This window comes from Providencia sp. PROV061 (assembly GCF_011045655.1).
Classification (GTDB): Bacteria; Pseudomonadota; Gammaproteobacteria; order Enterobacterales; family Enterobacteriaceae; genus Providencia; species Providencia hangzhouensis.
The window spans coordinates 4,472,960-4,490,988 of sequence record NZ_CP042861.1; the positions used below are offsets into that span (position 1 = coordinate 4,472,960).

An 18,029-nucleotide genomic window follows, 5' to 3' on the forward strand; every position below is an offset into this window, starting at 1 on the left:
TCATGCAACTTACCCATTTTGATGCAATAGTCATTGGTTCCGGTCCTGGTGGTGAAGGCGCCGCCATGGGGCTAGTGAAACAAGGAAAAAACGTTGCTGTTATAGAACGTTATAATAATGTCGGCGGAGGCTGTACCCACTGGGGAACCATTCCCTCAAAAGCCCTCCGTCATGCTGTTAGCCGTATTATCGAATTCAACCAAAACCCTCTTTATAGTGATAACTCCCGTAGCTTAAGCTCCTCTTTCTCTGAAATTCTTCGTCATGCTGAAACGGTAATTAGCCAACAAACACGCATGCGCCAAGGTTTTTATGAGCGTAATGGTTGCCAAATGTTTTCGGGTGAAGCCACCTTTATCGATGAGCAACATATCAGTGTCCGTTACGCAGATGGTAGTTGTGACGTTTTAAGTGCGGATAAAATCGTGATTGCCACAGGTTCTCGTCCATACTGTCCTTCCGATGTTGATTTCAATCATTCTCGAATTTATAACAGTGATACGATCCTCAACCTAACTCACGAACCTCGCCATGTCATTATTTATGGTGCCGGAGTGATAGGCTGTGAATACGCCTCTATATTTCGTGGATTAGGGGTTAAAGTTGATTTAATCAATACCCGCGATCATCTATTGGCCTTTCTTGACCAAGAAATGTCAGATGCCTTGTCGTATCATTTTTGGAATAGTGGCGTTGTTATTCGCCATAATGAAGAATATGAAAAAATCGAAGGGGTCGAAGACGGTGTTATTGTTCACCTGAAGTCGGGTAAAAAAGTCAAAGCAGACTGTTTACTGTATGCGAATGGTAGAACGGGTAACACGGATAGCTTAGGTCTCGCTAATGTCGGGATTGAGGCTGATGGCCGCGGTTTAGTTAAAGTCAATAAAGCATATCGCACCACTAATGAACATATCTATGCTGTTGGTGATGTCATCGGCTACCCAAGCTTAGCCTCTGCGGCCTACGACCAAGGACGAATTGCGGCCCGAGCCATTGGTGGTAGTTTAGGTGATGCTCATTTAGTAGAAGATATTCCAACAGGGATTTATACCATTCCTGAAATTAGTTCAGTTGGTAAAACAGAGCAAGAATTGACCGCAATGAAAGTGCCTTATGAAGTCGGTCGGGCACAATTTAAACATTTAGCACGTGCACAAATCGCAGGTATGAATGTCGGTAGTTTGAAAATATTATTCCATAGAGAAACATTACAGATACTAGGTATTCACTGTTTTGGTGAAAGAGCGGCTGAAATTATCCATATCGGCCAAGCTATCATGGAACAAAAAGGTGAAGGTAATACTATAGAATATTTCGTGAATACAACCTTCAATTACCCAACAATGGCGGAAGCTTTCCGTGTTGCGGCTTTAAATGGTTTAAATCGACTATTTTAATTATTTTGTGATTTATGGTTGCCAATAACCTGGCAACCATCATCAACTAAAAAATAATATTGGCGGCTTAACCTTAAACTCTATTTTTATAATAGTTATCCATTGAGTTATAGATGGTCTCAGCTAATTGTTCATAGCGCCCACGTAACGGTGAACCCGGGCGATAAACTAATACAATTGTACGTTTCGGCTCAGGCTCAATACAATTTAAATAACATACCCCATCACGACAAACTTCATTTGGTACCGATAAATCAGGTAAAAGTGTAATTCCACTCCCTGCGGCCACCATATTTCTTAACGTTTCTAAGCTCGTTGCCCTGAAGTGTGTGTCTTCTTTCGCGCCCGCTTGGAAGCAGAAGCCCATCGCTTGGTCACGTAAACAGTGGCCATCTTCTAACATTAATAGCTTTTCACCTGACAACTCACTCATTTCAATCGTATCACGATCATGCCATGGGTGACTCTCATAAATAGCCAGTTTCATCGGTTCTTCGAATAACGGAACAACAATAAAAGGTTCCGTTTCTTTAACTTCCGCTAAAATAGCGCAATCTAATTTACCGCTGTCTAACTGAGCTAATAATTGCTGAGTTTGCGCTTCATGCAAATAGATTTCTAATTTCGGATGAGCTTGGTGCAATTGCGGAATAATATGAGGTAATAGATATGGCGCAACCGTTGGGATTAAACCAATATGTAATGGGCCCGACATACTTTCCCCTTGGAGGGCGGCCATTTCTTGTAATACTTTAATTTCACGCAAAATAGTACGGGCTTGTTCAACCAATAATAAACCTTGTTGAGTGAAAAGAACTTTGCGGCTGGTTCTTTCTAACAACATAACGCCAAGTTCTTCTTCTAATTTACGAATTTGGCCACTAAGAGTAGGTTGGCTAACATGACAAGAATCCGCGGCACGTCTAAAGTGTTTATGTTCGGCGAGTGCGACAAGGTACTCTAAATCTCGAATATTCATATTTCTTTTCCTTTCGTGAATTCTCTGTCAAACCAAAGATAGATAATACCAATCACTATATCGATATTGTTTTGTTTTATCTATTGATAAATTGAAAAATAGGGAGAAAACCTCATTTTCTGTACAAAACCCGCAATAAAATGAAATAAAATGTAATATTTAGAAACAAAATGTGTCATTATTTACCCTCCTGTTATTTACAAAGAAAACACAACACCAGAAAAACATTAAGTTTTACTTATCATACTTAAAACAGTATTAAATATAAGTGTAAACTCTACTTAAGATCGATATTAAAGTAAAAATCCAATTGACCAACCTCAAAAACATTTCAAGCTAGTACATGGATGCGATCTTAAAAAAAAGAAGAAGTAATTTTTTTAAATTTGCATTAATTTATTATTTTAGTTTTATAATTTCATGAGTGAAAATAACGTCATGTATAAAATCCTTTAAAATCTTACACATAATTACACACACTTTTATTGTGGATAAACTCAAAATAACACCCTATATTTATTATAAGAAAAGAAAAGCATAGAACAGCATCAATTCAAATTAATAGTTTTATATAGTCACCTAACTTCTGCAATATCCTCATCAATGATGATAATACGGAGGGCTAAATACTATGAACACTATTATCAGCTTTACCTTCCCCATAAATGATCTAAATAGCAAACAAAGTTATTACAGAAAACAACAAGCATGCCGATATAAGATATGCATGTATATGATGAGCAGTGATACAAGCATAAGTTTGAAAACTGCACATACCAATAAAAATCCTCTAGGGGGTATAACAACATAAATAGGTAATTCAAAATACTGATGAATACCAATATGAATGAGGTAATAAAAATGAAGAGTAAAAGCATCAAATACCAATTCAAGTATCGAAAACATAATTTAGAGCAATACTGAAACGTTTTCATTAATAATAAGGTGGTATTAACCAATATTATTTTGGAAACAAAGAACATCACTCTCCAAAGGTTTAAAAAAGAAATCACAATGCCTTATTTCTGAAACATTTTGTCATATTCATTTTCACTTTCAATTAAACTTTGTAAATTTGTATTTAAAAACAAATTAAAAATCTCAATATAACAGCCATTTTTTATATCTAAAAATGAATATATTCAAGGCGGCTTTAAAAAACGCCACAATAGATTAAACCACCCAAAAGGGGGGTTTTGATGCAAACACAGAACATTAAACACTAACAAACCAAATTTAACGGAATATTATAAATATAAATCATTAAAAAATGACCCTAGAGATATATTAAAGCAGGTCATTTAGAATTATATTTTAATACATTTTTAGCTTTTAGATTTACACCTTTTTAGAGTTTTTCATTTTATAATTCTTCCCATAGCAAGATATATGAAAACTTAAACAAACCGAATTACAGAAATTTGAAATTAGGAGCAAACATTATGACTATTAAAAAAATCACTTCAGTATTAACTTTAACTTTCGCTTTAGCTGCAACATCATTCTTTACTACGAATGTACAAGCTGAAGGAAATCAAACAACCATTACTTTTAAAGCCATGATTGTCTCTCCACCATGTACCTATGACATTAATCAAAACAACACAACTTTGAATTGTTTTAATAATGAAAAAAACAAAATGGAATCTAGCCCAATTAACTTTTCCAAAGAGAAAAAATCACCAGAATGGAAAGAATTAAATGGAAGCACGAGTATTTACCAATTCAATTGGACTAATAAAGAAAAAGGATATGCATTATTATCCGTGCAACACGCTTAATTAGAAAATAACCCAACTTTAAAAACACATTACATAACCAACTGATTTAAAACGAATTAAGTTGTAGGACTCTATTATGCAAAAATCAATAACAGAAAGAGTATTTAATCGTTCATTAACAGCTTTAATATTAGTTTTAGCATTCAGTACATTCAATACCTATGCGAACCAAAGCCAAGAATCAGGCACTATTAGCTTCAATGGCGCAGTGGTTCACCCAACTTGTACGAATGCTGTCTCTGATACACATATTAAATTGAGTTGCTTGAATAATACTGAGTCTACAATGACAAATATTGGGCTAAATAATATTACTCAAGAAAAAGATTGGAACGTTATTAATGATGGTCGAAATGAATACTCATACAATTGGATCAATGAGGAGAAGCAATTAAGAATGTTAACCATTAAATATATTTAAAAACAAACGCGTTATGGGAATTGGGGTAGTCATGCTACCCCCCATTTTTATCTTCTATAACCGATCACAGCTCTAATCGTTTTTTTGCTTCTACAATAGCATTTGCCACTTGTTTCTGAGATACCCCGCCTTTTGCTAACCGCTTATCTAAACAAGATTGTAGTGATAAAACTTCATAGACATCCAACTGAATAGTGCTACTGAATTTTTGCAAATCACTTAAAGCCATTTCCTCTAAAGCTTTACCTTGCCCAATTGCGGCAACAACGGCCTCACCCACAATATGATGCGCTTCACGGAATGGAACACCTTTAGCAACCAGATAATCAGCGAGTTCAGTTGCATTCGCATAACCTTGCTTCGCAGCATCTTCACAACGACTACGGCGAATTTGAATACCATCAAGAACCAACGCAGCCATGTGCATGCAATCTAACCAAGTATCTAATGCATCAAATAACCCTTCTTTGTCTTCTTGCATATCTTTGTTGTAAGCAAGAGGGAGCCCTTTTAGGGTCATCATCATACCTGTCAATGCACCTTGGACACGCCCACATTTTCCACGGATCAATTCCAATGCATCAGGGTTTTTCTTTTGCGGCATGAGTGATGAACCCGATGTCACTTTGTCTGATAGCTCAACAAAGCCAGCTTCTCCACTATTAAAGAAAATTAAATCTTCAGCAAAGCGGGATAAATGAACCATACCGATACTTGCGTTCGATAATAATTCAAGAACGTGATCTCTGTCTGATACCGTATCCAAGCTATTACGCGTTGCAGAAGCAAAACCTAACCAAGAGGCAAGCTGCTCACGGTCGATATCATAAGCCGTTCCTGCTAATGCCCCACACCCTAATGGGCTAACATCTAAACGTTTTAAGGTATCTTTTAAACGACTTTCGTCACGCGCTAGCATTTCGCTATAGGCTAAACACCAGTGGGCAAATGTCACCGGTTGGGCACGTTGTAAATGCGTATAACCGGGCATTACTGCATCTTGGTTATTTTCTGCGGTGATGACCAACGCTTTTTGTAATTCGGTTACCGCTTCAAGCAACAATGCGACTTGGTCTTTACACCACAGTTTTAAATCTGTTGCCACTTGGTCATTACGGCTACGACCGGTATGTAATTTTTTCCCTAAATCACCAACTTTATCAATCAGCTTACCTTCAACCCAGCTATGAATATCTTCTGCGTCACTTTGCAGGATAATTTCAGGGTTATCTTGCACTTCTTTCAGTAAGGAGTTTAGCGCTTGTTCTAAAGTTTGTTGTTCGCTATCAGACAATACACCAACTGTTACTAGTGATTTTGACCATGCGACTGAGCCGATAATATCTTGTTGCGCCAGGCGATAATCGAAACGCAATGAATCATTAAACTGTTTGAACCGTTGATCCGCTTGCTGACTAAAACGTCCACCCCAAAGTGCCATAACTAATCCCTACCTGATTAATAAAATAAGTTTTTAACCCCGACAGCAGTCTTGGCTGCCGGGAGACTACTATTTGATTTATTTCGCTTTGTTTTGTTCTTTCAGCGCACGGATACGTGAAGACAGTGAGTAAAGACGAATAAACCCACCTGCATGACTGTGGTCATAAACTTCATCTTCACCAAATGTGGCAAATTCCTCAGAATACAGGCTCTTATCCGCTTTTTTCTGAATCGCAGTCACTTGCCCTTTATATAATTTCAGAACAACTTCCCCTGTCACATCTTGTGCTAATGATTCAGCAGCCGCTTGCAGCGAGTGACGTAGTGGTGCGAACCAACGGCCATCATAAACTACATATGACATTTCTAAGCCGAGTTGCTCACGCCATTTGTAGCTGTCACGGTCAAGAACCAGTTGTTCAATACCACGTAATGCCGCCATCATAATGGTGCCTCCCGGGGTTTCATAGCAACCACGAGATTTCATACCCACTAAACGGTTTTCAACGATATCAATACGGCCCACTCCATGTTTTGCACCTAAAGTATTTAATGCTTCTAAACAGCCAAGTGGAGACAATGCTTGACCATTTACCGAAACGACTTCACCGTGCTTGACACCAACGGTAACTAATTCAGCTTCATCTGGTGCATCTTGCGGATCGACAGTCCATACCCAACAATCTTGGTTTGCAGCATTCCATGTGCTTTCTAAAACACCACCTTCCGTAGAAATGTGCCATGCGTTTTCATCACGGCTGTAGATTTTTTCAAGGCTAGCTGTTGTTGGAATATTACGCTCTTTCAGATAATCGAGCAGCGCTTCACGGGAACGTAAGTCCCACTCACGCCATGGTGCAACCACTTGTAACTGTGGTGCTAATGCCGTATAGGTGCTTTCGAAACGCACTTGGTCATTACCTTTACCTGTTGCGCCATGGGCAACAGCATCTGCACCCACTTTTAAGGCAATTTCAACTTGCGCTTTAGCAATGATTGGACGAGCCATTGACGTACCTAATAAATAGCTACCTTCATATAGTGCCCCCGTTTTCAATACAGGGTAAATATATTCTTTGATGAACTCTTCACGTAAATCGACGACATAGCACTCGGATGCACCTGATTGTAGAGCTTTTTTCTCTACGCCTACTAAATCTTCACGGTCTTGCCCCACATCCGCAACGAAGGCCACGACTTCGCAATCATCATAGTTTTCTTTTAGCCATGGAATAATTGCTGATGTATCCAGGCCACCTGAATATGCTAATACAATCTTTTTAATGCCCTTTTTCATAACGTACCTATCCGCTCAATTAATATAGTTATTCCATGGCTCATTTATGATGCCAAGATCCGTGTTCCGATTGCTGTTCCATTAAACAGCTCGGGAAGTTGTTCTGCATGACGCCAACTTGCGATATCAACAGAGCGTTGTAAGGCTGCCGCAGCGTCTAACGCCGCATTGACCTTCACAATCATTCCATCGGTAATAATTCCCTGCTCAATGAGCTTTTGCGCTTTTTGCGTCGTCATTTCGTCAATTTTTTGGCCTTTACCATCTAAAATACCGCTCACATCAGACAGTAAAACCAAATCTGCGTTTAAGGCTTGGGCGATAGCGGTTGCAGCTTGGTCCGCATTTACATTCATCAACTCACCTTCTGGTGTGATACCTATAGAGCTGATAATGGGTAAATAGCCTGCACCCAACAATAATTTCAATAATTTCGCATCGCCAGGTTTGGCATCACCGACATGACCTAATTCTTCGTTTAATTGAGTCACTGTGGCACTTTGCCCATCACCGAGAGAAAGCCCTACGGCTGGAAGTTGATACTTCGTTGCCCATGCCAGTAATGTTTTATTCGCCGTACCCGCTAATGCCCCTGTAATGATATCGATTTGGTCTGCTGGCGTGACTCGTAACCCTTGCTTTTTAACAACAGGTAATTGCAGTTTTTGCATCAATTCATCAACTAAACAGCCACCGCCATGTACAATCACCAACTCACGTTGATGTGCTTGCCGATAGGTTTGAATCGCTGTAAATAATTTTTCAAGTGCCTCGACGCTATCAAGTAACACTCCGCCCAATTTAATCACTAAGGGTTGCATGGGGTTAATCCTTCTTAAAATAAAGACTGAGTTTCAGCAAAACCAAAACGAATATTCATGCACTGAACGGCTTGTGCTGCCGCACCTTTGAGTAGGTTATCTTCTGTACCCACTAAAATCAGGTGTTCACCTTTCAATACATAGCCAATATCACAAAACGGCGTACCAACTACCGATTTCAATGCAGGAACGCCTTTTTCATATAGCCGCACTAACGGTTTATTTTGATAAGCATCTTTAAACGTTTGTGTGATTTTTTCTGCCGAAACACCTGTTTTCACTTTGCACGTAATCGTTGCAAGGATGCCTCGAGAGAAATTTCCTAAATGTGGTGTAAAAATAACCTCTCTCCCTAAGTGAGTCGCAATTTCTGGCTGATGGCGATGGGTAAAAATGCCATAAGGTTGCAAACTCACTTCACAGAAGCTGTTGGTCATTGAGGCTTTACGACCTGCTCCAGAGACTCCGCTGGTGGCATTAATCACTGGCCACATAGCTTCATCTAGCAAATTGCCTTCAATCAATGGTTTAAGTGCTAATTGGGAAACCGTTGGGTAACACCCTGGTACTGCGATCAGTTGCGCTTGACGAATTTTATCGGCCTGCCATTCTGCTAAACCGTAAACTGCTTGCATTAGCCATTCAGTATTTGTATGTTCAAAGCCATAGTATTGCGTATAGAACGCAGGATCTTGAACACGATAAGCACCCGATAAGTCGAACACAACGCAGCCCGCTTCAAGAAACTGAGGGGCTATGTCGTGGCTTACTTCATGTGCAGTGGCAAGAAAAACAACATCAATACCTTCCGCTGCTTCTGCGACATCGGTTAATGGCAGAACGGGAAGGTCTATGATGCCTTTATACTGAGGATGTAAATCAGAAAAACGTTTATTTGCATCCGCACTTTGCTTCGATACCATCAATCCTTGAAGATTAACTTCAGGATGGCGTTGCAAATAACCGGCTAATTCTGCTCCAGTATAGCCACTGGCCCCGATAATGAGTGTGTTCAACATATGCTTTCTACCTTGTACTCGTGACCCAAACAGTTTAATGTGTATTTTTATTCAAATAAAGTGCATGAATATTGATACTATTATGGATAAAGGCTGTCAACAGTGAATATTAAATTACCTGCATTTATTGAGATTTATCGTCAATTAATTGCGACTCCGTCGATTAGTGCGACTGATTCTCATTTGGACCAAAGCAATAAAGCCCTAGTGGAACTTCTCGGTGGGTGGCTGGAGACGTTAGGTTTTTCAGTCAACATTCAACCTGTGCCGGAAACGCGAGATAAATATAATTTGCTTGCATCTATTGGTGAAGGAAATGGTGGGCTGATGCTATGCGGCCATACCGATACCGTGCCCTTTGATGATGGACGTTGGAGCAAAAACCCGTTTGAGCTAACAGAGCATGACGGCAAGTTATATGGGCTCGGAACCGCAGATATGAAAGGCTTTTTTGCTTTTATTGTTGATGCGTTACGCGATATGGATTTAACTCAGCTCAAACGCCCACTGCATATATTGGCCACTGCGGATGAAGAAACATCGATGGCTGGCGCACGTTATTTTGCAGCCAGTACAGCGCTAAGACCGGATTTTGCGATTATTGGAGAACCAACGTCATTACAACTGATTCGTGCGCACAAAGGACATTTATCAAATGCTATCCGCATTACTGGGCAATCGGGGCATTCTAGTGACCCAGAACGTGGGGTCAATGCCATTGAATTAATGCATGAGTCTATTTCCCATTTGATGGACTTACGAAATACGTTAAAAGAACGATTTAACAACCCTGCATTTGTCATTCCCTACCCGACGATGAACTTTGGTCATATTCATGGCGGTGATGCTGCCAACCGAATTTGTGGTTGTTGTGAATTACACATGGACATTCGCCCACTCCCCGGCCTGACTTTGCAGGACTTAGATGAACTACTCAATGAAGCTCTTGAGCCTGTTAGTGCCCGTTGGCCAGGTCGCTTGGCGATCGAGCCCATGCATCCGCCGATCCCTGGCTATGAATGCCCAACGGACCACAAGATGGTGGCAGTAATTGAACAGTTGTTGGGGCAGAAAGCGGATACCGTGAATTACTGTACTGAAGCGCCGTTTATCCAAGAGCTCTGCCCGACGTTGGTTCTTGGCCCTGGATCTATTGAGCAAGCACATCAGCCTGATGAATTTATCGATATGCGCTTTATTGAACCTACTCGCCAATTAATTAGCCAAATGGTTGAGCACTTCTGTTTCACTGAGTAAATCTGACGAGCCATTGATTCGAACGCGACTCTGAAAAGAGTCGCGTTTTTTATCATGAATTATTTTCCTGTTGTCTTTGAAAAAACCTCAGCGTCATAATTTAATTTAAGTATTGACTATTGGTACCGATCTGGTAATTTCTATTTGGACGTCTAAACGTATAGACGCACAAATGGATATAATAACGTACAAAAAATAGTTAGTTTGCAAATTGCGAGGTTACAGGGTATGAGTTTTTTTCACGCAAATCAGCGCGAAGCGCTAAATCAAAACTTAGCTGAGTTAGATGGCCAAATTAATGTTTCATTTGAGTTTTTCCCACCTCGCAGTGAAGAGATGGAGCAGACACTATGGAAATCTATTGATAGGCTCAAAAACCTGAAACCTCAATTTGTCTCTGTGACTTATGGTGCAAATTCTGGCGAACGCGATAGAACGCACAGTATCATCAAAGATATTAAGGATAAAACCGGTTTAATTGCAGCCCCTCACCTAACGTGTATTGATGCAAGCCCTGAAGAACTGAAAGCCATTGCTCGTGACTATTGGAATAATGGTATTCGCCATATTGTTGCATTGCGTGGTGATTTACCTGACAACAGCCGTAAACCAGATATGTATGCTGTTGATCTAGTTGAGCTGTTAAAAGGTGAAGCGGATTTTGATATTTCTGTTGCGGCCTACCCTGAAGTTCACCCTGAAGCCAAAAGCGCTCAAGCCGATTTAATTAGTTTAAAAAAGAAGATTGATGCGGGAGCTAACCGTGCAATCACTCAGTTTTTCTTTGATGTTGAGAGCTATTTACGTTTTCGTGACCGCTGCGTCGCGACAGGTATTGATGTAGAAATCGTGCCGGGGATTTTACCCGTCTCTAACTTTCGTCAACTCGAGCGCTTTGCCAAACTGACTAACGTACGCATTCCTGCATGGATGAGTAAAATGTACGAAGGGCTAGATGACGACCCTGAGAGCCGTAACCTTGTCGGCGCATCAATCGCCATGGATATGGTCAAAATTCTTAGCCGTGAAGGCGTGAAAGATTTTCATTTTTACACGCTGAACCGCTCTGAGCTCACCTATGCTATCTGCCATACTTTGGGAGTTAGGCCTTAATTTAGCCGGATGAGGCGAATATTTTGCCTCATCCCTTTGCTATTTTCTTCTATTCTTATAAATATCTTCTATTTTCCCAGAAAAAAATATCAAATAGCTAGAACTAGTTATTTCTTGCTTAAAAAAGAACCAGTACCTTTAAGGTAAATATATTAACGTGATATCTAAACTGATTAGATTCGCGAACTACTTTTCCACAATATAACTCATGCTATTATTTTCTTTATATTCAAATTCATTTTGCCACAATAATTATATTTAACGGTTAACGGTATAAATTAACTTTAAACATTATGAAAATCAGGGTTTAAATAAAAGTTACATAACTTAACATTATTGAAATATTAGTTTTTTATGAACATTAATTTATTTCCACTACATTTTTCGCCCATATAAAATCAAATAAAAACAACTAAAAAGCTAAATACATAGAAATAAAAACCATAAAAATGTAATAATTTAGTTAAATTGAGTGGTTTTTAGCATCATTTTATGAACACAATCAGCTCTTGGGAAAAATTATCTATAACCAAAATAACCATAACCCATCATTCACTCTACTGTTACTTTCTAATTATGACGGTTTTCATTAAATTATCTTTTTTATTTGAACACTTTTGAATTTTTCAAAAGACGGCGTATATTTAATATTGAGCTCAAGATTAATAGTATTTAATTACCACATGGTCATTGAGGAATTAAAACATGAGTAATAATGCATTAAATTCAAAACACAGTGGAATGGATGATGTCTACGCATCATTAGAATTATCCAAATCATTACCAAAAACCAAGTTTCCATTGAAAGAACAAGCACCACGTAATGTATTTAGTGCAGTACGCGATGAATTAATGCTAGATGGGAATTCACGCCAAAACTTAGCAACATTTTGCCAGACATGGGTGGATGATGAAATTCGTGATTTGATGGATTTGTCTATCGACAAAAACATGATAGATAAAGACGAATATCCACAAACAGCAGAAATTGAAAACCGCTGCGTACATATGTTAGCGGACTTATGGAATTCACCGGATGCAGAAAATACCCTTGGTTGCTCAACCATCGGGTCCTCAGAGGCTGCAATGCTTGGTGGGCTAGCGCTAAAATGGCAATGGCGCAAAAAACAAGCCGCTAAAGGAAAACCGACCGATAAACCTAATTTAATTTGTGGCCCAGTTCAAATCTGTTGGCACAAATTTGCTCGTTATTTCGATGTTGAACTCCGAGAGATCCCTCTTGAAGGTGACCGCCTCATCATGACACCGGAAGAGGTGCTCAAACGTGTCGATGAAAATACTATTGGTGTCGTACCGACCCTTGGGGTGACATTTACCTGCCAATATGAGCCCGTAAAAGCTGTACACGATGCGCTCGATAAACTGCAAAAAGAAACTGGACTGGATATTCCTATCCATGTGGATGGTGCTAGTGGCGGCTTCTTAGCTCCATTTTGTGCACCAGATTTAGAATGGGATTTCCGCTTACCACGTGTAAAATCCATTAATGCATCAGGCCATAAATTTGGTTTGGCGCCATTAGGCGCTGGCTGGGTTATTTGGCGTGAAGCCAAAGACCTTCCAGAAGAATTGATTTTTAATGTGAATTATTTAGGCGGTAATATGCCAACATTCGCACTGAATTTCTCTCGCCCTGGCGGTCAAATCATTGCTCAATATTATAATTTCTTGAGACTGGGTCGCGAAGGCTATGCAAAAATCCACAACGCTTGCTATGCAACTGCACAATACCTCAGCCGTGAAATTGAAAAATTAGGGCCATTTGAAATGATTTTTGATGGTGATAGCCAAACTGGTATCCCTGCATTAGCATGGAAACTGAAAGAAGGCACCGCCACCAGCAAATATTCCCTCTATGATATCGCAGACAAACTGCGTAGTCGTGGCTGGCAAGTTCCTGCTTACTCCATGCCAGCAAACCGTGAAGACCTTGTTATTCAACGTATTCTAGTGCGTCATGGGGTTAGTTTAGATTTAGCCGCATTACTCATTGATGACTTCAAACGCACCTTAGAGTATTTCGATAAGCACCCTGTCAATAAACCGCTAACAGAAGAAGAAGGCGGCGGCTTTAATCACAGTTAATTCTTTTATTCATGATTGTGTTGTTAACGAGCCAAAGAGCCTTAGGCTCTTTGGCTCCTACTGAGATCCGCCCTGAAAAGGCAGATTGTTTATCGATTTGAGGAGAACTCGTATGGCAACAACGACAGCTCCAGCCGCAAAGCAACTGACACTACTTGGCTTTTTTGCCATCACTGCATCAATGGTGATGGCCGTTTATGAATATCCAACATTTGCAACATCTGGCTTTAGCCTCGTATTTTTCCTGCTATTAGGAGGATTATTGTGGTTTATTCCTGTCGCATTGTGTGCCGCAGAAATGGCAACCGTAGAAGGTTGGGAGGAAGGTGGTGTATTTGCATGGGTTTCTAATACATTAGGCGAACGTTGGGGATTTGCCGCCATTTCATTTGGTTATTTACAAATTGCGATTGGCTTCATTCCTATGCTGTATTTCGTATTAGGGGCACTGTCTTATATTTTGAATTGGCCAGAACTTAATACAGACCCAATCACCAAAACGATAGGGGCACTTGTTATTCTCTGGGTATTGGCTTTCACACAATTTGGCGGAACTAAATATACTGCCACGATTGCGAAAGTCGGTTTTTTCGCAGGCATCTTGCTTCCAGCGCTAATTTTGGTCTTTCTAGCGATCAGCTATTTAGCCAGCGGCTCTCCATTGGCCATTGAAATTAGTACTGAAACCTTTATTCCTGATTTCACCAAAATTGGCACACTCGTGGTATTTGTCGCCTTTATTTTGAGCTATATGGGTGTTGAAGCTTCAGCAACTCACGTTAATGAAATGAAAAACCCCGGTCGAGATTACCCCGCAGCGATGTTTTTACTCATGATAGCGGCAATTTGTTTAAGCTCAATTGGTGGGTTATCGGTAGCAGCGGTGATCCCAAACAGTGAAATTAATTTATCTGCTGGTGTGGTACAAACATTCAATGTGCTTGTCACACACTTTAATTCATCCTTTGAATGGGCAGTGAGAATTATTGCGGCACTATTATTGCTTGGCGTGCTGGCTGAGATTGCTTCTTGGATTGTGGGGCCATCCCGCGGGATGTATGTCGCGGCACAGAAAGGTATTCTGCCGCAAGGCTTTGCCAAGGTGAATAAAAATGGCGTACCGGTAACACTGGTGATTTCGCAGTTGTTGATCACAACAGTAGCGATTATCGTCCTCACCAATACTGGGGGCGGTGGTAATATGTCATTCCTTATTGCTCTAGCCTTAACGGTAGTTATCTATTTATGTAGCTATTTCATGCTATTTTTAGGTTATATGCAGTTAGTTTGCAAACAACCAGAGAAAAAACGTGTCTTCAATATACCGGGAGGTAAAGGCATTAAACTTCTCATTGCGTTAGTCGGCCTAATTGTTTCTATCTTAGCCTTTGTGATTTCATTCTTCCCACCGAGTTCTTTACCGAATGGTGCGAGCAATACCACCTATGTGACGTTACTTGCGGTTAGCTTTGTGATTATTTTCTTACTGCCTTTTGTAATTTATGCTTTCCATAACAAACAAGGTAAGAAAACTAATGTCTCTATGGTGCATATCAAAACGCATAATGCGCCAGCTAACCATTTCTTTATTCACCCTCGAGCTCGTTCTGCGTATCACTTGATTCATCATGATAAACCAGACGATGGTTCATCCAACTCGTAATAACCCGTAAAAATAATGAGGGCTACCATTTGGTAGCCCTCATATTATTCAAGTACTTTAAAAATCAACAAACTAACCCGTATTACGCATGCCTGCTGCCACACCAGCAATCGTCACCATCAAGGCTTGCTCGACACGTGGGTCGGGCTGCTCTTGTTGGCGGGAGCGGTGTAAAAGCTCTGCTTGTAAGACATTTAATGGGTCAGTATAAACATTACGTAATGCGATGGATTCCGCTATCCAAGGTAAATCCGCCATTAGCGCTTCATCTTTTGAAACCGCCAGCACGCTTTTAATATCTTCAGATAACTGGTCACGCAGTTTTTGCCCTAATGGCCATAAGCGCTCTTCCACCAAGCGGTGGTCGTAATATTCCGCCAGCCATAAATCTGCTTTTGCATAAACCATTTCTAACATCGCAATGCGCGTATTAAAGAATGGCCACTGCTGCCACATTTCATCAAGAATGGCTTGTTTGCCTTCTTTCTCAATGACATGTTTTAGCGCCGCTCCTGCCCCTAACCATGCGGGTAACATTAAGCGGTTTTGCGTCCATGCAAAAATCCATGGGATCGCACGCAAAGTTTCCACACCACCTGTTGGGCGGCGTTTTGCAGGACGTGACCCGAGCGGTAATTTACCTAACTCTAGCTCCGGTGTTGCTGCTCGAAAATAAGGCACAAAATCCGGTTGTTCACGTACATAATCACGGTACATCGCACAAGACACATCAGATAGCGAATCCATCACGGACTTCCACTCATCTTTTGGCTCTGGTGGCGGTAAAAGGTTCGCTTCTAATATAGCACTGGCGTATAACGCAAGGCTGCTAATGGTAACTTGCGGCAAACCGAATTTAAAACGGATCATCTCGCCTTGCTCGGTTACCCGCAACCCTCCTTTTAAACTACCCGGCGGTTGAGAAAGTAATGCAGAATGTGCAGGCGCACCACCGCGGCCAATTGTGCCGCCACGCCCATGGAATAATGTCAGAGTGACACCTTCTTTCTCACACAATTTAATCAGTGCATCTTGCGCGCGATACTGCGCCCATGAAGCTGCCATTACCCCTGCATCTTTAGCAGAATCCGAGTAACCAATCATCACCATTTGGCGATCATCGATAAGGTTGCGATACCACTCAATGCTTAACAGCTTGGTCATCACACTTTCTGCGTTATTTAAATCTTCCAGTGTTTCGAATAGTGGCGCGACGGGTAAGCGGACTGACGCCCCATTCTCTTTTAGCAGTAATTTAACCGCCAACACATCTGATGGGACTTTCGCCATTGAAATAACATAAGCCGCAACAGAATCATTTTTGGCTTTCGCAATCACTCGACAAGTTTCAAACACTTCCTGTGTTTCTGCACTCGGCTGCCAATCTTGCGGGATAAGTGGGCGTAAAGATTGTAGTTCTTCCAGCAAGAACTGTTGTTTTTCCTCTTCTGACCACTGCGAGTAATCACCCAACCCTAAATACTGAGTCAGCTCTGCAATGGCTTCAGTGTGACGAGTACTTTCTTGGCGCACATCAATACGTACCAGTTGCAAACCAAAGCTACGAATACGGCGCAGAGTATCCAACAACTGGCCATTGGCAATAATTTTCATATTGCAGGCAATTAATGATTGGTAGCACGCGTATAGCGGGTCCCATAATTGAGCATTATCCACCAATAGGTCTGCTGGTGGTAAAACTTGCTCGCCTTTTACACGGCGCTCTAAGTACTCTAGCGTCGAAAATAGTTGGCTACGTAAATTTTTCGCGATTTGGCGATAAGGCTCATCAACGTCATCCCCCCCAGCTAGCGCACGCAGCTCTGGGGTCGCTTCCGTCATCGAAAGCTCTGAAACCAATACTTGAATATCTTTGAGGAATAAGTCTGCCGCTTTCCAGCGACTCAGCAATAGAACTTGGCGAGTCACATCCGCAGTTACGTTCGGGTTACCATCACGGTCTCCACCCATCCATGAGGTAAAACGAATAGGATTGGCTTCAACCGGTAATACTGCCCCAATAGAGTCCTCAAGTTGTTCGTTAAATTCACGTAAGAAAGCAGGAACCCCTTCCCACAATGAATTTTCCACAACAGCAAAACCCCATTTAGCTTCATCAATGGGTGTTGGACGAATTTTACGAATTTCATCGGTATGCCATGATTGAGCCACCAATTGACGCAAGCGGCGCATGATATTATTGCGTTCATAATCCGCAATGTCATCATGGTCGAGTTGTGACAAACAGTTGTTTACCTCAACTAATTTATGGATCAACGTACGGCGAGCAATTTCCGTTGGGTGAGCCGTTAAAACCAGCTCAATTGAAAGCTGTTCAACTGCTTTTTGGATATCACCATCAGTGAAGTTTTTGCCTTTTAATCGGCTAAACAGATTTTTCAATGCTACTGGGTTACTTGCCGCTTCGCCGTGAGGCGAAATACTGTGGTATTGCTCAGCGACGTTTGTCAGGTTTAAGAATTGGTTAAATGCCCTTGCAACGGGTAGCAATTCATCATTAGAAAGATTTTGTAATGTCATCAGCAGTTTTTGCCGCTGAACTTCATTACCTGCACGAGAAGATTTGGAAAGCTTACGAATGGACTCAACTTTGTCGAGTATGTCCTCACCTAAGGCTTCCTTGATGGTATCGCCGAGTAGCTTACCCAGCATACTGACATTACTGCGCATTGCGGAATATTGCTGATTCATGAGACTCCTGACCTTGT

13 protein-coding genes are annotated in these 18,029 nt (G+C 40.9%); 7 read left to right on the plus strand and 6 right to left on the minus strand.

The genetic code is table 11. The annotated features are described in order from the left end of the window. Positions 1–2: 2 nt before the first annotated feature. Positions 3–1,400 (plus strand): Si-specific NAD(P)(+) transhydrogenase, encoded by a 1,398-nt coding sequence (gene sthA, locus FVA72_RS20795; RefSeq protein ID WP_004265342.1) that lies wholly within the window; start codon positions 3–5, stop codon positions 1,398–1,400. 73 nt (positions 1,401–1,473) lie between these two features. Here sthA and oxyR read toward each other — a convergent pair whose 3' ends face one another. Next, a complete protein-coding gene (oxyR, locus tag FVA72_RS20800) occupies positions 1,474–2,379 on the minus strand; it encodes a DNA-binding transcriptional regulator OxyR (protein ID WP_004265340.1) in 906 nt (301 codons plus the stop codon). Between the two features lie 1,442 nt (positions 2,380–3,821). On the opposite strand from oxyR, the gene FVA72_RS20805 reads away from it, so the two are divergent. Continuing rightward, positions 3,822–4,160 carry a pilus assembly protein gene (locus FVA72_RS20805; RefSeq protein WP_094961910.1) on the plus strand — a complete coding sequence of 113 codons (339 nt, stop codon included), beginning with the start codon at positions 3,822–3,824 and terminating at the stop codon, positions 4,158–4,160. Positions 4,161–4,236: 76 nt separating this feature from the next. Further along, the gene (locus tag FVA72_RS20810; RefSeq protein ID WP_110592829.1) at positions 4,237–4,581 is read left to right on the plus strand and encodes a hypothetical protein; all 345 of its coding nucleotides are present in this window, start codon (positions 4,237–4,239) and stop codon (positions 4,579–4,581) included. 64 nt (positions 4,582–4,645) lie between these two features. Here FVA72_RS20810 and argH read toward each other — a convergent pair whose 3' ends face one another. From argH to argC, 4 genes are all read right to left on the minus strand, one after another. Beyond that, positions 4,646–6,022, minus strand: a complete 1,377-nt coding sequence (gene argH, locus FVA72_RS20815; RefSeq protein ID WP_004265335.1) for an argininosuccinate lyase — start codon at positions 6,020–6,022, stop codon at positions 4,646–4,648. Positions 6,023–6,100: 78 nt separating this feature from the next. Further along, complete coding sequence (locus FVA72_RS20820) at positions 6,101–7,321, minus strand: argininosuccinate synthase (RefSeq protein ID WP_004265334.1); 1,221 nt, start codon at positions 7,319–7,321, stop codon at positions 6,101–6,103. Positions 7,322–7,365: 44 nt separating this feature from the next. Further along, positions 7,366–8,142, minus strand: a complete 777-nt coding sequence (gene argB / locus FVA72_RS20825) for an acetylglutamate kinase (RefSeq protein ID WP_004265333.1) — start codon at positions 8,140–8,142, stop codon at positions 7,366–7,368. Positions 8,143–8,156: 14 nt separating this feature from the next. Beyond that, positions 8,157–9,161: an N-acetyl-gamma-glutamyl-phosphate reductase gene (gene argC, locus FVA72_RS20830; RefSeq protein WP_110592828.1), complete on the minus strand. Its 1,005-nt coding sequence runs from the start codon at positions 9,159–9,161 to the stop codon at positions 8,157–8,159. A 102-nt stretch (positions 9,162–9,263) separates the two neighbouring features. Between argC and argE the strand changes: the two genes are divergently transcribed. The 4 genes from argE to gadC all read left to right on the plus strand — a co-directional run bounded on the left by argE (position 9,264) and on the right by gadC (position 15,300). Continuing rightward, entirely contained in the window at positions 9,264–10,418 is a 1,155-nt protein-coding gene (argE, locus tag FVA72_RS20835; protein WP_110592827.1) for an acetylornithine deacetylase, read from the plus strand. A gap of 228 nt (positions 10,419–10,646) precedes the next feature. Continuing rightward, positions 10,647–11,531, plus strand: coding sequence for a methylenetetrahydrofolate reductase (metF, locus tag FVA72_RS20840; protein ID WP_110592826.1), 885 nt, complete (start codon positions 10,647–10,649; stop codon positions 11,529–11,531). A gap of 705 nt (positions 11,532–12,236) precedes the next feature. Beyond that, entirely contained in the window at positions 12,237–13,637 is a 1,401-nt protein-coding gene (locus tag FVA72_RS20845; protein WP_004265325.1) for a glutamate decarboxylase, read from the plus strand. 112 nt (positions 13,638–13,749) lie between these two features. Continuing rightward, on the plus strand, positions 13,750–15,300 hold the full coding sequence (gene gadC / locus FVA72_RS20850; protein WP_094961903.1) for a glutamate:gamma-aminobutyrate antiporter: 1,551 nt from the start codon (positions 13,750–13,752) through the stop codon (positions 15,298–15,300). A 72-nt stretch (positions 15,301–15,372) separates the two neighbouring features. On the opposite strand, the gene ppc is transcribed toward gadC, so the two are convergent. Further along, positions 15,373–18,012: a phosphoenolpyruvate carboxylase gene (ppc, locus tag FVA72_RS20855; RefSeq protein WP_094961902.1), complete on the minus strand. Its 2,640-nt coding sequence runs from the start codon at positions 18,010–18,012 to the stop codon at positions 15,373–15,375. Positions 18,013–18,029 lie beyond the last annotated feature (17 nt).

What these genes read in the sequence shown, in the direction of transcription:
- argB (WP_004265333.1), bottom strand. Translation starts at nt 8,142, where the DNA reads ATGCAACCCTTAGTGATTAAATTGGGCGGAGTGTTACTTGATAGCGTC.
- FVA72_RS20820 (WP_004265334.1), bottom strand. Translation starts at nt 7,321, where the DNA reads ATGAAAAAGGGCATTAAAAAGATTGTATTAGCATATTCAGGTGGCCTG.
- argC (WP_110592828.1), bottom strand. Translation starts at nt 9,161, where the DNA reads ATGTTGAACACACTCATTATCGGGGCCAGTGGCTATACTGGAGCAGAA.
- sthA (WP_004265342.1), top strand. Translation starts at nt 3, where the DNA reads ATGCAACTTACCCATTTTGATGCAATAGTCATTGGTTCCGGTCCTGGT.
- argH (WP_004265335.1), bottom strand. Translation starts at nt 6,022, where the DNA reads ATGGCACTTTGGGGTGGACGTTTTAGTCAGCAAGCGGATCAACGGTTC.
- metF (WP_110592826.1), top strand. Translation starts at nt 10,647, where the DNA reads ATGAGTTTTTTTCACGCAAATCAGCGCGAAGCGCTAAATCAAAACTTA.
- FVA72_RS20845 (WP_004265325.1), top strand. Translation starts at nt 12,237, where the DNA reads ATGAGTAATAATGCATTAAATTCAAAACACAGTGGAATGGATGATGTC.
- ppc (WP_094961902.1), bottom strand. Translation starts at nt 18,012, where the DNA reads ATGAATCAGCAATATTCCGCAATGCGCAGTAATGTCAGTATGCTGGGT.
- oxyR (WP_004265340.1), bottom strand. Translation starts at nt 2,379, where the DNA reads ATGAATATTCGAGATTTAGAGTACCTTGTCGCACTCGCCGAACATAAA.
- FVA72_RS20805 (WP_094961910.1), top strand. Translation starts at nt 3,822, where the DNA reads ATGACTATTAAAAAAATCACTTCAGTATTAACTTTAACTTTCGCTTTA.
- gadC (WP_094961903.1), top strand. Translation starts at nt 13,750, where the DNA reads ATGGCAACAACGACAGCTCCAGCCGCAAAGCAACTGACACTACTTGGC.
- FVA72_RS20810 (WP_110592829.1), top strand. Translation starts at nt 4,237, where the DNA reads ATGCAAAAATCAATAACAGAAAGAGTATTTAATCGTTCATTAACAGCT.